The 13,232-nt window shown below is 72.7% G+C and carries 16 protein-coding genes; 7 read left to right on the forward strand and 9 right to left on the reverse strand.

What is annotated here, in order from left to right; translation table 11 throughout:
• The first annotated feature begins 145 nt into the window (after positions 1–145).
• The 3 genes from ACTWO6_RS18165 to ACTWO6_RS18175 all read left to right on the forward strand — a co-directional run bounded on the left by ACTWO6_RS18165 (position 146) and on the right by ACTWO6_RS18175 (position 1,551).
• Positions 146–319 (forward strand): hypothetical protein, encoded by a 174-nt coding sequence (locus ACTWO6_RS18165; RefSeq protein ID WP_446215018.1) that lies wholly within the window; start codon positions 146–148, stop codon positions 317–319.
• A 208-nt stretch (positions 320–527) separates the two neighbouring features.
• On the forward strand, positions 528–1,109 hold the full coding sequence (locus tag ACTWO6_RS18170) for a histone (protein WP_446215019.1): 582 nt from the start codon (positions 528–530) through the stop codon (positions 1,107–1,109).
• Positions 1,110–1,131: 22 nt separating this feature from the next.
• The gene (locus ACTWO6_RS18175) at positions 1,132–1,551 is read left to right on the forward strand and encodes a YchJ family protein (RefSeq protein ID WP_446215020.1); all 420 of its coding nucleotides are present in this window, start codon (positions 1,132–1,134) and stop codon (positions 1,549–1,551) included.
• 44 nt (positions 1,552–1,595) lie between these two features.
• On the opposite strand, the gene ACTWO6_RS18180 is transcribed toward ACTWO6_RS18175, so the two are convergent.
• The 8 genes from ACTWO6_RS18180 to ACTWO6_RS18215 all read right to left on the reverse strand — a co-directional run bounded on the left by ACTWO6_RS18180 (position 1,596) and on the right by ACTWO6_RS18215 (position 9,189).
• Positions 1,596–2,141 carry a gluconokinase gene (locus tag ACTWO6_RS18180; protein WP_446215021.1) on the reverse strand — a complete coding sequence of 182 codons (546 nt, stop codon included), beginning with the start codon at positions 2,139–2,141 and terminating at the stop codon, positions 1,596–1,598.
• Positions 2,131–3,360: a D-mannonate dehydratase ManD gene (gene manD, locus ACTWO6_RS18185; RefSeq protein WP_446215022.1), complete on the reverse strand. Its 1,230-nt coding sequence runs from the start codon at positions 3,358–3,360 to the stop codon at positions 2,131–2,133. Before manD ends, ACTWO6_RS18180 begins: the two co-directional genes overlap by 11 nt.
• 23 nt (positions 3,361–3,383) lie before the next feature.
• The gene (locus ACTWO6_RS18190) at positions 3,384–4,337 is read right to left on the reverse strand and encodes a sugar kinase (protein WP_446215023.1); all 954 of its coding nucleotides are present in this window, start codon (positions 4,335–4,337) and stop codon (positions 3,384–3,386) included.
• Positions 4,334–4,957: a bifunctional 4-hydroxy-2-oxoglutarate aldolase/2-dehydro-3-deoxy-phosphogluconate aldolase gene (locus ACTWO6_RS18195; RefSeq protein WP_446215024.1), complete on the reverse strand. Its 624-nt coding sequence runs from the start codon at positions 4,955–4,957 to the stop codon at positions 4,334–4,336. Before ACTWO6_RS18195 ends, ACTWO6_RS18190 begins: the two co-directional genes overlap by 4 nt.
• 2 nt (positions 4,958–4,959) lie before the next feature.
• Entirely contained in the window at positions 4,960–6,108 is a 1,149-nt protein-coding gene (gene dgoD / locus ACTWO6_RS18200) for a galactonate dehydratase (RefSeq protein ID WP_446215025.1), read from the reverse strand.
• 2 nt (positions 6,109–6,110) lie between these two features.
• Complete coding sequence (locus tag ACTWO6_RS18205; RefSeq protein WP_446215026.1) at positions 6,111–6,926, reverse strand: carbohydrate ABC transporter permease; 816 nt, start codon at positions 6,924–6,926, stop codon at positions 6,111–6,113.
• Positions 6,923–7,870 carry a carbohydrate ABC transporter permease gene (locus ACTWO6_RS18210; protein ID WP_446215027.1) on the reverse strand — a complete coding sequence of 316 codons (948 nt, stop codon included), beginning with the start codon at positions 7,868–7,870 and terminating at the stop codon, positions 6,923–6,925. Before ACTWO6_RS18210 ends, ACTWO6_RS18205 begins: the two co-directional genes overlap by 4 nt.
• Positions 7,871–7,947: 77 nt before the next feature.
• A complete protein-coding gene (locus ACTWO6_RS18215) occupies positions 7,948–9,189 on the reverse strand; it encodes an ABC transporter substrate-binding protein (RefSeq protein WP_446215028.1) in 1,242 nt (413 codons plus the stop codon).
• A gap of 186 nt (positions 9,190–9,375) precedes the next feature.
• On the opposite strand from ACTWO6_RS18215, the gene ACTWO6_RS18220 reads away from it, so the two are divergent.
• The 3 genes from ACTWO6_RS18220 to ACTWO6_RS18230 all read left to right on the forward strand — a co-directional run bounded on the left by ACTWO6_RS18220 (position 9,376) and on the right by ACTWO6_RS18230 (position 11,478).
• A complete protein-coding gene (locus ACTWO6_RS18220) occupies positions 9,376–10,134 on the forward strand; it encodes a FadR/GntR family transcriptional regulator (protein ID WP_446215029.1) in 759 nt (252 codons plus the stop codon).
• Positions 10,135–10,363: 229 nt separating this feature from the next.
• Entirely contained in the window at positions 10,364–11,095 is a 732-nt protein-coding gene (locus ACTWO6_RS18225) for a hypothetical protein (RefSeq protein ID WP_446215030.1), read from the forward strand.
• The gene (locus tag ACTWO6_RS18230; RefSeq protein WP_446215031.1) at positions 11,092–11,478 is read left to right on the forward strand and encodes a VOC family protein; all 387 of its coding nucleotides are present in this window, start codon (positions 11,092–11,094) and stop codon (positions 11,476–11,478) included. Before ACTWO6_RS18225 ends, ACTWO6_RS18230 begins: the two co-directional genes overlap by 4 nt.
• A 208-nt stretch (positions 11,479–11,686) precedes the next feature.
• On the opposite strand, the gene ACTWO6_RS18235 is transcribed toward ACTWO6_RS18230, so the two are convergent.
• Positions 11,687–12,076, reverse strand: a complete 390-nt coding sequence (locus ACTWO6_RS18235; RefSeq protein WP_446215032.1) for a DUF2267 domain-containing protein — start codon at positions 12,074–12,076, stop codon at positions 11,687–11,689.
• Positions 12,077–12,269: 193 nt separating this feature from the next.
• Here ACTWO6_RS18235 and ligD point away from each other — a divergent pair, with 193 nt between their 5' ends.
• Positions 12,270–13,223, forward strand: a complete 954-nt coding sequence (gene ligD, locus ACTWO6_RS18240; protein WP_446220694.1) for a non-homologous end-joining DNA ligase — start codon at positions 12,270–12,272, stop codon at positions 13,221–13,223.
• The last annotated feature ends 9 nt before the right edge of the window (positions 13,224–13,232 follow it).

Consider the following 13,232-nt stretch of genomic DNA (forward strand, 5'->3'; position numbering starts at 1 on the left):
GGGCCCCGGCGGCGGAGCCGCCCAGCCCCGTCCTCGCTGTCAACCCGGTCGCGACTGCGCCGTGCCCTGCTCGCGGCTCCACGTCTCTGACCCCGACCCCGGGCGACGCCCGGGACCTTCGCAACAGCCTCATGAGGGAGCAACGATGAAGATCGCCAGACACCGGATCATCGACGTCCTGCGCGCCCGCGGCCAGCATGTCAGGGCCGACTGGATCAGGCGGGAGCTGCCCGACGAGGTCGACGTCGGCAAGCACGCGGGCCTGCTCGCGACGCTGAACCTCGATCCGGCCGACCTTGCCGAGACGCCGTCGCGGTGAGATTGCCGCCGCCGGGTCCGGTGGCGTAGTGGGGCACCGCGCGCAGCACGAACCGGGTGGGCGCGCCGGCGCCCGGGAGTTTGGGGGTCGGGGACGGGGGAAGACAGGTGCCCGCCGCGTCGGCCGGTCCGACGCGGCTGGCCAGCACCCTCCCCCGTCGGCGGCACTGCCGGCCGGGGTCGGGGCAGATCCCCGAGGAGGAGCGACGATGGCGGACGCGGCGAGGGGTACCACCCGGGCCACCAGACCCACCGGCGCGAAGAAGGCGACGGGGGCCCGCAAGGCGCCGCCGAAGCGGGCGGCGGCGGCGAAGAAGGTCGCGGCCGCCACGAAGCGGGCCACCGGGACGAGCGCGGCCAAGACCCCGGGCGGGAAGCCCACCCCGACGACGGCCCGGGTGGCCCGCAAGAAGGCCACCGCCGCCACGACGGCGACCCCCACCCGGAAGCCGACCGCCAAGGCGACCGCCGCGAAGAAGGCACCCGCCAAGAAGGCCGCCGCGAAGAAGGCACCCGCGGCGAAGGCCCCGGCGAAGAAGGCACCGGCCAAGAAGGCCGCCGCGAAGAAGGCACCCGCCAAGAGGGCCGCCGCGAAGAAGGCGCCGGCCACGAGGGTCGCGGCGAAGAAGGCGCCGGCCAGGAAGGCGACGGCGGCGGCCCTGGACCGGGCCACCGCGGAAACCCGGGCGCCGGCGAAGAAGACGACGACCATGGAGTCGTTCGGCAGGCGGAACACGGCTCGCCGGCCGAGCCGCGGGCCGATTCGCGGGGCTGGTCGCCCGGCGCGCTGAGCCCATCGGCGAGAATGACCGGATGGCGAAACGCGGTGCCCGCGGAAGCGCGGCCGACCAGACGACCGGAGCCTGTCCGTGCGGCTCCGGCCTGCCGTACGCCGACTGCTGCGGCCGGTTGCACCGGGGCGAGGCGGACGCCGCGACCGCCGAGGCGCTGATGCGCTCCCGGTTCAGCGCCTTCGCCGTCGGCGACGCCGACTACCTGGTACGCAGCTGGCACTCCTCGACCCGGCCGGCCCGGCTCCGACTCGACCCGGGGCAGCGGTGGACCCGCCTGGAGATCCTCGGGACCGACCGGGGCGGAATCTTCGACTCCGAGGGCACGGTCGAGTTCCGGGCCCACTACCGGGAGGCGGGGCGCCCCGGCACGCTCGACGAGCGCAGCCACTTCGTCCGCGAGGACGGCCGCTGGGTCTACCTGGACGCGCTGCCCGGGTGAGCGCCACCGGCCCGGACGGCGAGCCCGGGCCCAGTGATCTGACCCTACGGGCCGCCGACCGCGCTGCCGGCCCGCAGTCCGAGCCGGTCGACCGCCGCGGTGGCCAGCTCGTCCGGCGGCAGGGTGATCTCCAGGACGACGCCGGGCTCGTCCGGGTCCAGGTGTTCCAGGATCGCCCGCTGGGAGTCGAGCAGGCTGGCCGGCATGTAGTGCCCGGCGCGGCGGCTCATCCGGTCCCGGATGAGCTCCGCCGCCCCGGCCAGGTGGACGAACTCCACGTCCGGTGGGCCCTGCCGCAGCACGTCCCGGTAGGACCGCTTCAGCGCCGAGCAGGCCAGCACCGTGGAGACCCCCTCGGCGTGCCGGGCGGCCATCCAGTCGGCGAGGTCGCGCAGCCACGGCCAGCGGGCGGCGTCGTCCAGCGGTACGCCGGACCGCATCCGCGCCACGTTGGACTCGGAGTGGAACTCGTCCGCCTCGGCGAACCGGAGCCCGGTCTGCTCGCTGATCCCCCGGGCCACCGTCGTCTTGCCCGCCCCGGACACCCCCATCACCACGATGTGCCGGGTGGGCCGCCGATCACCAGTCATGGACGGTGCCGTCCTTGAGCCGGTTGAACGGCAGGTACGCCGGCTGGTACGGGAACCGGGCGGCGGCCTCCTCGTCGAGCTCGACACCGAGACCCGGCTGCTCCCCCGGGTGCAGGTAACCGTCGGTGAAGGTGAACGACTGCCGGAAGACCTCGTTGGTCAGCGCGCCGTGCTGCATGTACTCCTGGATGCCGAAGTTGTGGATGGCGAGGTCCAGGTGGAGGGCGGCGGCCATGCCGACCGGTGAGATGTCGGTCGGTCCGTGGATGCCGGATTTGATCTGGTACTGGGCGGCGAAGTCGAGCAGCTTGCGCATGGCCGTGATGCCCCCGGTGTGGGTGACGGCGGACCGGACGTAGTCGATGAGCTGTTCCCGGATCAGCGTCTGGTAGTCCCAGACCGTGTTGAACACCTCGCCGATGGCCAGCGGGGTGGTGGTGTGCTGGCGGACCAGGCGCAGCGCCTCCTGGTTCTCCGCCGGCGTGCAGTCCTCCAGCCAGAACAGGTCGTACGGCTCCAGGGCCTTGCCGAGCTTGGCCGCCTGGATCGGGGTCATCCGGTGGTGCCCGTCGTGCAGCAGCGGCAGCTCGGGGCCGAACTCGTTGCGGACGGCCTCGAAGACACCGGGGAGGTGGCGCAGGTACGCCCGGGTGTCCCAGTCCTCCTCGGCGGGCAGCGGGGTGCGCTGCGCCGGCTCGTAGTCGTACCGCTTGCCGTCGACGCCGGGCTGGGCGGCGACGCCGTAGACGGCGTTGATGCCGGGCACCGACGTCTGCACCCGGATCGACCGGAAGCCGAGGTCGAGGTGCTGGCGGATGGAGTCGAACAGCTCCGGCAGGTCCCGCCCGGAGGCGTGGCCGTACGCCATGATCCCGGTCCGCGACGCGCCGCCGAGCAGCTGGTAGAGCGGCATCCCGGCGGCCTTGGCCTTGATGTCCCAGAGGGCGACGTCCACAGCCGCGATGGCTGCCATGGTCACCGGCCCCCGCCGCCAGTAGGCCGACCGGTAGAGGAACTGCCAGGCGTCCTCGATGCGGTGCGGGTCCCGGCCGATCAGCAGGGGCACGACGTGGTCGGCCAGGTAGGAGGCGACGGAGAGCTCGCGCCCGTTGAGGGTGCCGTCCCCCAGCCCGGTGAGCCCCTCGTCGGTGGTGATCTTGAGGGTGACGAAGTTGCGGTCGGGGCTGGAGACGATGACGTCCGCTGCGACGATCTTCACGCGGGTGCCTTTCTCGGGGTGATTCAGCGAAGGGTGCTGCCGGGCTGGAGGTCGTCCAGGAGGGACAGTTCGTCGCGGCGCGGCAGGCCCTCCCAGTCGCCGTCTCCGGCGACGGCGAAGGCGCCGAGGGTGACGGCGCGGCGCAGCCGCCCGGCCAGGTCGAGGCCGTCCAGGTGACCGGAGAGGTAGCCGGCGGTGAAGGCGTCGCCGGCGCCCACGGTGTCCACTGCGGTGACCGGCAGCGCCGCCGCGTGCCGGACGCCCTCGCGGGTGTACGCCCGGGCGCCGTCGGCGCCGAGCTTGACCAGCACGGTCGCCACGCCCCGCGCGAGCAGCCCGGCCACCGTGGTCTCCTCGGCCGCGCCCGGTTCGCCGACGAGGTCCAGCTCGTCGGCGGAGGCGACGACGACCGAGGCGGACCCGGCGAGGGGGGTGAGCGCCGCGCGGGCGTCGTCCCGGCTCCACAGCTTCGCCCGGTGGTTGACGTCGAGGCAGACCAGCGCCCCGGCCCGGGAGGCCGTCTCGGCCGCCCACCGGGTGGCCTCGCGCGCGCTGTCGGAGAGCGCCGGGGTGATGCCGGTCAGGTGCAGCACCCGGGCGCCGGCGGCCAGCGCCGGACGCAGGTCGTCGACGGTGAGCGCGGAGCCGGCCGAGCCGGCCCGGTGGTAGCGCACCCGGGTCAGGTCGGCGGTGCGCCGTTCCAGGAACATCAGCCCGGCCGGGCGGTCCGGGTCCCGGGTCGCGTGGTCGACGGCGACGCCCTCGGCGCGCAACTGCCGCAGCACGTACCCGCCGAGCTCGTCGTCGCTGACCCGGCCGGCCCAGGCCGTCCGGTGGCCGAGCCGGGCCAGCCCGATGGCGACGTTGGACTCCGCGCCGGCCAGGCGCATGGTCAGCGCGCCGCCCGCGGTCAGCGGCCCGGCGGACCGCAGCGACACCAGCGCCTCACCGAAGGTGAGCAGGTCGACGGCGGTCACGACGTCGCGGCGAGGTAGGCCCGGGCCCGCTCCCGCAGCGCGTCGAGGTCACCGCCGGAGGCGGCGTCGCCGACCAGCGGGCCACCGACGCCGACGGCGATCGCGCCGGCGGCAAGGTAGCCGGGCAGCTCGGCGAGGCCCACCCCGCCGACCGCGACGAACGGGATCTGCGGGAACGGGTCGCGCAGCGCCTTCAGGTACGCCGGCCCGCCCACCGACGCCGGGAAGAGCTTGACGGCGGCGGCCCCGGCCCGGACCGCGGCGTACGCCTCGGTCGCGGTGAGCGCCCCGGCGGCGACCGGCAGGCCGCGGCGGACCGCCTCGGGGATGGAGTCGACGACGGCCGGGGTGACCACGAACTGCGCCCCGGCGGCGGCCACGTCGGCGACGGCGGCCGGGGTGAGCACCGTGCCCGCGCCGACCAGCGAGCCGGCCGGGGCCGCCGCCCGGATCGCCGCGATGGCGTCGAGCGCCCCCGGCGTGGTCAGGGCCACCTCCACCACCCGTACGCCCTCGGCGAGCAGGGCGGTGCCGGTGGCGATGGCGGCGGCGGTGTCGGAGCCGCGGATGACCGCCAGCAGGCGGGTGGCGGCGAGTTCGGCGGTGAGGTCGAGGGTCATGGTCACCATTCCGCGTAGGAGCCGTCGAGGTGCCGGAACATCGGGCTGCGCCAGGCGTGGCCGCGCTTGTCCGCGGCGCGGACCGCCGCCTCGTCGATCTCGATGCCCAGCCCGGGCGCGGTGAGCCGCTCGACGTACCCGTCCACGAAGGTCAGCGGGGTCTTGTCCAGGCAGTAGTCGAGCACCTCGGCGCCGAGGTTGTAGTGGATGCCGATGCTCTGCTCCTGGATCAGGTAGTTCGGCGTGGCGAAGCCGACCTGGAGGCAGGCCGCGAGGGCGATCGGCCCGAGCGGGCAGTGCGGGGCGAGCTGCACGTCGTACACCTCGGCGAGCGCGGCGATCTTGCGGACCTCGGTGATGCCGCCGGCGTGCGACAGGTCCGGCTGCGCGACGGCGATGCCGGCCTGGAAGACGGGCAGGAACTCCTGCCGGCTGTAGAGCCGTTCCCCCGTGGAGACCGGCGTGGTGGTCGACCGGACGAAGTCGCCGATCAGGTGGGAGTTCTCCGGGACCACCGGCTCCTCCAGGAACAGCGGCCGGTACGGCTCCAGCAGCGGCGCCACCCGGCGGGCGTTGGCCAGGGTGAAGCGGCCGTGGAAGTCGACGGCCACGTCGCGGTCGTCGCCGAGCACCTCGCGGGCCGCGGCCACCCGGGCCACCACGCCGTCGAGCTCGGCCACCGAGGCGATCGGGCTCATCCGGCCGGAGGCGTTCATCTTGACCGCGGTCAGCCCCGCCTCGACCTGGGCGGCGATGTGGTCGCGGACCTCGCTCGGCTCGTCGCCGCCGACCCAGCCGTACACCCGGATCCGGTCCCGGACCGGGCCGCCGAGCAGCTGGTGCACCGGCGCCCCGAAGTGCTTGCCGGCGATGTCCCACAGCGCCTGGTCGAGGCCGGACACGGCGCTGGCCAGGATCGGGCCGCCCCGGTAGAACGAGCCCTTCGTCATGACCTGCCAGTGGTCCTCGATCCGCAGCGCGTCCCGGCCGACCAGCAGCTCGGCGAGCTGCTCGACGGCGGTCCGGACGGTTTCGGAGCGCCCCTCGCAGGTGGCCTCGCCCCAGCCGACGACCCCCGAGGAGGTCTCCACGCGGACGAAGAGCCAGCGGGGTGCGACGAGGAAGGTCTCGATGCGTGCGATCGTCGTCATGTTCAGCCCTTCGTCGCGCCGGCGGTGAGCCCGGAGACCACGTACTTCTGCACGAACAGGGCGATCAGCATGATCGGCAGGGTGACCACGGTGGCGGCGGCCATCAGCCCGCCCCAGTCGATGCTGGCGTAGCCGACGAAGTCGAAGATCGCCACGGGCAGGGTCTTGGTGTCGGCGCCCGAGAGCACCAGGGCGAACATGAAGTTGTTCCAGGAGAAGATGAAGGAGAGGATGCCGGCGGTGGCGACGCCCGGCACGGAGAGCGGCAGGGTGATCCGCCGGAACGCGCCGATGTGGGTCAGCCCGTCGACCAGCGCCGCCTCCTCCAGCTCCTCCGGCAGGCCGTCGAAGTAGCCCATCATGATGTAGACCACCAGCGGCAGCGAGACGAACATGTGGCTGAGGATCAGCACGCCGAAGCCGCCGACCATCTTCAGGTTGGAGAAGACGTAGTACCAGGGCACCAGCAGCGAGACGCCGGGGATGACCCGGGCCATCAGCACCACCAGCGCGGACTTCCGCATGTTGAACCGGCTCATCGAGTACGCGGCCGGCACGCCCAGGATCAGCGACGCCACGGTCGCGGCGAAGGCCACCCAGAGGCTGTTGCCGATGAACTGGACGTAGTCCGCCCGCTTGAGCACGGTGGCGTAGTTGTCCATGGTGGGCGAGAAGACCAGCGCCTTGCCGGTGTCGTAGATGTCGACGTTGGTCTTGAACGACGCCGCGATCATCCAGAGCAGCGGCGCGAGCAGCGACAGCACCACGACGGCGAGCGCCACCACCCGGAACACCCGGTACGCGGGACGGGGCTTCATCGCTTGGCCTCCTTGCGGCGGGCGGTCAACGCCCACATCGACCCGATGATGATCAGGAAGAAGATGATGAGGACGGTCGAGGAGACGCCGTACTCGTTGTAGTCGAAGCTGAGGCCGTAGGCGTACACGTTGAGGGTCTCCACCTCGTGGAACGATCCGCCGCCGCGACCCTTGGTGGCGTAGAGGATGTCGAAGGTCTTCAGCGCGTCGATGCCGCGCAGCAGGATCGCCACGATCACCGTGGGCATCAGCAGCGGCAGGGTGACGTGCCGGAAGCGCTGCCAGGTGCTCGCGCCGTCGATCCGGGCGGCCTCCTGCGGCTCCTCCGACAGCGAGGTGAGCCCGGCGAGCAGGATCAGCACCACCATCGGCGTCCACTGCCACACGTCGATGAAGATGGTGGTGGGCAGCGCCGAGTGCTGGCCGGCGAGCCACGGCTGGGGGCCGATGCCGACCCAGCCGAGCACCTGGTTGGCCAGGCCGATGTTGGGGTCGAAGATGAGCCGCCACATCATGCCGACGGCGACCGGGGTGGCGACCAGCGGCATCAGGATGGCTACCCGGACCCACTTCTGGCCGCGGAACGGCCGCCACAGCAGCAGGGCGACCGCCATGCCGATGACGACCTCGAAGAGCAGCGCGACGACGGTGAACGCGGCGGTCCGCCCGACGGCCGGCCAGAACCGCTCGGTGTCCGACAGCACGTCGACGTAGTTCTGGAAGCCGATGAACTCGCTCTCGGCGCGGACGGAACCCTCGGCGTCGGTGAGGCTGAGGTAGCCGGTCCAGGCCAGCGGGAAGACGATCAGCGCGGCGACGAAGATCATCGCCGGCGCGGCGAAGAGCCACTTGCGATGGTCGTTGGCCCAGCGCGCCCAGCCGGGCGTGTCGGGCATGGCCGAGGCGCCGCCGGGCGCTCGGGCGGGAGTGGTGACGGTTGCCATGGGATCTCCGGGGGTGGGCGGGGCCGGCGGGGAGACGCGGGTGGCGGGGCCGACCGGCCCCACCACCCGCGCGCGGCTTACTTGGCCTCGTCGTCCAGGAACTTCTGGAACGCGGTGTTCGCCGTGTCGGCCGCGGCCGCGGCGTCCTTGCCGGCGATCGCGTCGACGATGGGCTGGCCGACGATCTCGCGGGCCTCGGCGACCTTCACGACCAGCGGCCGGTCGTGGCCCACGCCGACCTTGGTGCTGGCGGCGATGGCCTCGACCAGGTCCTTCGGGTAGGTCGCGGTGCCCTCCGGGTTGGCCCAGACGGAGGTACGGGCGCTCGGCACGCCGGACTTCTGCTGGGCGAGCGTCTGCTGCTTGCCGGTGGCCCACTCGATGAACTTCCAGGCGTTGCTCTTGTTCTCCGAGCTGTCGTTGACGCCCAGCGCCCAGGAGGGGATGTTGTACGGCTTCGAGCCGGCCGGACCGGCCGGGAACGGCGCGAAGCCGACGGTGTCGGCCACCTTGGACTTGGCCGGGTCGGTGGCGTTCTTGTAGAGCGAGTCGGCCTCGGTGTAGAAGGCCGCCTTGCCCTGGGTGAAGATGGCCATCGCCTCGGGCCAGCTCATGTCGGTGCTGACGTTCGCCGGGCCGGAGTCCTTGATCAGCCCGCCGTAGTAGGCGTACGCCTGCTTGGCGGCGTCGCTGTTGACGCCGGCCTTGCCGCTGCCGTCGACGAAGTCACCGCCGAAGCTGTACAGGAAGCTGGAGAACTGGGTGACGGCCGGTGACTTGCCGGTCCGGGCGACGAAGCCGGCGACGCCCGGCTCGGCGGCCTTGATCTTGGCGGCGGCGGCCTTGAGCTCGTCGAGGGTCTTCGGCGGAGCGCTCAGGCCGGCCTTGGCGAGCAGGTCCTTGCGGTAGTAGAGGACCTCCTGCTCGGTGATGATCGGGACGCCGACCGGCTTGCCCTCGTACGAGGTGGCCTCCACCGGGCCGGCCTGGAAGTCGGCGAAGTCCCAGTCCTTGTTGGACTTCACCTGCTCCGACAGGTCGGCGAGGTACTTGTTCTTGGCGAAGAGCTTCCCCTCCTGCAGGGGGCGGTACATCATCACGTCGATGTCGGACGAGCCGGCGTTGAGCTTGACGTTGTACTGGTCGGAGAGCTGGTCCTCGCCGAGCTGGGTGATCTCGACCTTGAGGCCGGTCTGCTTCTCGAACTCGGGCAGGGCCTGCTTGATGTTCTCCGTCCACACGTGGTTCGCCAGGGTCACCCGGACCGTCTTGGACGCGCTGCTGTCGTCGCCACCGCCGCCGCACGCGGAGAGGCCCATGGCGACAACCACAGCCAGAGAAGTACCGAATATCGATCGACGCCGCACGTCCATCTCTCCTTCTGTCGTGGCCGCCGCCCGGGGGGAGGGGCGCCACATCGTTGTAACGTCCGCTTAACGACCGGATGCTAGGCCCAAAAAGCTGACTTATTCAAGAGCTGATCTCTAACTGATATGCTCCGAGCCGTGGATCAGTCCTCCTCAGGGGTCGCACCCGCCCAGCACGCCCCTGCCGAGGCCGGGCTGCACGCCCGCGTTCTCGACCACCTCGGCACCGCCATCTGCGGCGGCGAGGTGGCCGCCGGCTCCGTCCTCAACATCGACGACCTGGTCGAGCGGTACGGGGTCTCCCGCTCCGTGATCCGCGAGGTCCTGCGGGTGCTCGCGTCCATGGGGTTCGTCGAGACCCGCCGCCGGGTCGGGGTGATGATCCGACCGGCCGAGGCGTGGAACGTCTTCGATCCGCAGGTGATCCGCTGGCGACTGGCGTCGGCCGGGCGGATGGCCCAGATGCGCTCGATCACCGAGCTGCGGACCGCGGTCGAGCCGCACGCCGCCTGGCTGGCCGCCGGCCGGGTCGACCACGACGAGGCGAGCGACCTGGTCGGCCTCGCCGCCAAGATGTGGGCCGCCGGCAAGGCCGGCGACGAGGAGCGCTTCCTCAGCCTGGACATCGAGTTCCACCGCCGGGTGCTGGCCGCCTCCGGCAACGAGATGTTCGTGAAGCTCCAGGAGTTGGTCGCCGAGGTGCTCACCGGCCGGCACCACTACCACCTGATGCCGCACTACCCCGACGAGCAGGCCCTGCAACTGCACGCCGACGTCGCCCAGGCGATCCAGCGGCGGGACGGCGAGCGGGCCCGGGAGGCCATGGTGCGGATCATGGAGCAGGCGTTCGACGAGATGAAGTCGATGTGGGAGCAGACCGGCGAGCCCGACCGGTGACCTGACCTCCCCCACCCCGGGCGGCCGGAGGCGTAAGCTGTGCTCGGCGCAGCCCTGCGCCCCACCTCCTTCCCGGTGCTCACGCCGCCGGCCTCGCGGAGGCAAAGGGGACCTCGGGTCCTCGGGGCGCGGTGCCAGCTGGCCCACCGACACGCCACCTGCGTCCCAGCACGGCGAGGTCGCCGGAAGCGTGAGTCCCTGCGACCGTGCCGTCGACAGGGAGCATGTGATGACGCATCAGAAGTCGTTCAAGTCCCGGGTGCGGACCCGGATGACGAAGACCGGCGAGAGCTACACGACCGCCCGCCGCCAGTTGCTCGCCCGCGCCGCGACCAGCGCCCCAGCGGCCGCCGACCCGGAGGTCACCACGGCCAAGGTCGGCACGTCGTCCGGCGGCCGGACCCAGCTGGACCGGATCTCGGCGACGCTGCTGCGCGAGCGGACCGGACGCGACTGGGACGAGTGGTTCGCGCTGCTCGACGCCTGGGGCGCGGTCGACCGTACGCACACCGAGACCGCCCGCTGGCTGGTCACCGCGCACGAGGTGCCGGGCTGGTGGGCGCAGACCATCACCGTCGGGTACGAACAGGCGCGCGGGCTGCGCGTCCCCGGCCAACGGCGCGGCGGGGGCTTCGAGGCGACCGCCAGCCGGACGGTGGCCATGCCGGTGGCGGTGCTCTTCGACGCGTTCGCCGACGAGACACTTCGCGCGCGTTGGCTGCCCGAGGTGGAGCTCCGGCTCAGGACGGCGACCGCGCCGAAGACCTTCCGGGCGGACTGGGCAGGCGGCCCGACCCGGATCGCCGTCGGCTTCACCCCGCTCGGCGAGGCGAAGGCGCGGGTGGCGGTCCTGCACGAGAAGCTGACCGACGCCGACGAGGCCGAGCGGTTCAGGGCGTACTGGCGGGAGCGGCTCGCCGTCCTCAAGGAGTTCCTGGAGTCGCCGGAGGGGGCCCGATGAGCGCCGCGACGTACGTCAACCTGCCGGTGCGGGATCTCGACCGGGCGGTCGAATTCTTCACCGCGCTGGGGTTCTGCGCCGGGCAGCGGCAGCCGGGCGGCGACACCGCCCAGCTCACCGTCGGGAGCACCCACCTCATCCTGCACACCGGCGCGGCCTTCGCCGCGTACGCCGGGACGGCTGTCTGCGACACCTCGACCAGCCGGGAGGTGATCGTCGGCCTCGGGGTCGACCGTCGGGAGCAGGTGGACGAGCTGGTCGAGCGGGCGATCGCCGGCGGCGGCGAGTCGCTGGGCCCGGGGCGGGACCTCGGCTTCATGTACATGCGCGGGTTCCGGGACCTGGACGGCCACCAGTGGTCGTTCCTGCACCTGCCCGGCTGACCGTGCTGTCCCGGCGGTCGCCGACCGCCGGGAACCCGGTCAGCCGAAGGCCACCCGCTTGAGCCAGAAGTCGAGCAGCTGGTCGTCGCCGAGCACGTCGATCTCGGTGCAGTGTCGGTCGAAACTGAGCCGGGTCATCACGCCACCGTAACCGCCGCCGGTCCACCCGCTGGGGAGTCGCGCGCCGGCCGGAGACCGTGCGTGCCGGTCAGGCCCCGCGCGGCACGGGCTGGGCCAGGGCGCCGATCTCCGCGGGCAGCTCCGACATCGCGTCCTCGAACTCCCGGTGCCCGACCACGCGGTGCAGGGTCTGCAGGACGGCCCGAGCGCCTCGCTCGGCGAGGTCGTCCGCCACCCCCGCGCGCGCCGCCACCCGGCGGAGGAACTCGTCGTACCCGAAGGCCTGCGGTTCCTCCGGGCGGGCCCGGGTCAGGAACGGGCGCAGCTCGTGCGCCACGTGGTCGGCCAGGTCCGCCGCCTGGCCGCCGCTGATCCGCTCCGCGAGGGTGCGCAGGGTGGCCTCGGTCAGGGATTGCGCCGTCTCCGGCGGAACACCCGCCCGCGCGGCCACCTTTTCGAAGAACTCCAGCTCAGCCATGCCCCGTCCTTCCCGTCCCGGAGACCGCGTGGCTACCCGCCGCCACCGGCCGCAAACGATCGGCGGCCTCTCGCTCCCCCGACGCCATGCGGCGACGGGCGCCCGCGGTCGAGACGTGCCGGCCCGAGCGGAATGACCGGAAACCTGCGTCTCCGCGCGCGGGATTGGCCATGATCGAGGCGTGAGTGCCAGGATGCCGGGTCTCGTGCCGCCGATGCTGGCGTCCAGTGGCGCGCTGCCCAGCGGGCCCGGCTGGGCGTACGAGTTCAAATGGGACGGCGTTCGCGCGATCGCCTACGTCGGCGACGGGCTGCGGCTGCTCAGCCGCAACGACCGAGACGTCACCCGGGCGTATCCGGAGCTGGACGAGCTCACGCAACTGCTCGCCGGGCGGCGGGCGGTGCTCGACGGGGAGATCGTGGCGCTCGACGCGAAGGGGCGGCCCAGCTTCTCGGCGCTGCAACACCGGATGCACGTTCGCGCGCCGAGCGCCGCGCTGGTCGCCGCCACCCCGGTACGGATGTACCTGTTCGACCTGCTGCACCTCGACGGGCGGGACCTCACCTCCCTGCCGTACGCCGAGCGCCGCACCGCGCTGCAGGAGCTGGAGCTCAGCGGGCAGGCCGTCGACACGCCGCCGCACTGGACCGGCGACGCCGGCCGGGACCTGGCCGGCGCGGCGGCGGACCTCGGCCTCGAAGGGGTCATGGCCAAGCAGCTCCGCTCGCCGTACGAGCCGGGCCGCCGCTCACCGGCGTGGGTCAAGGTGCCGCTCAACGACACCATCGAGGTTATCGTGGGCGGCTACAAGCCGGGCGCCGGCCGGCGGGCCGGCACCATCGGCTCCCTGCTGCTCGGCATGTACGACGCGGACGACCGGCTGACCTACATCGGCCACGTCGGCACCGGCTTCACCCAGACCGTGCTGCGCGATCTCCAGCAACGCCTACAGCCGCTGAGCCGGCCGGACTCGCCGTTCGACTCGCCCGTGCCGCGTGAACACGCCCGGCACGCCGTCTGGGTCGAACCGGCCCTGGTCGGGGACGTCACCTTCCGGTCCTGGACCCCCGACCGCAGGCTGCGCCACCCCTCCTGGAAGGGGCTGCGCAGCGACCGCGAACCCGCCGAGGTCCGGCTGCGGGCGTGACCCGGTCGG

This window comes from Micromonospora sp. IBHARD004 (genome assembly GCF_052814115.1).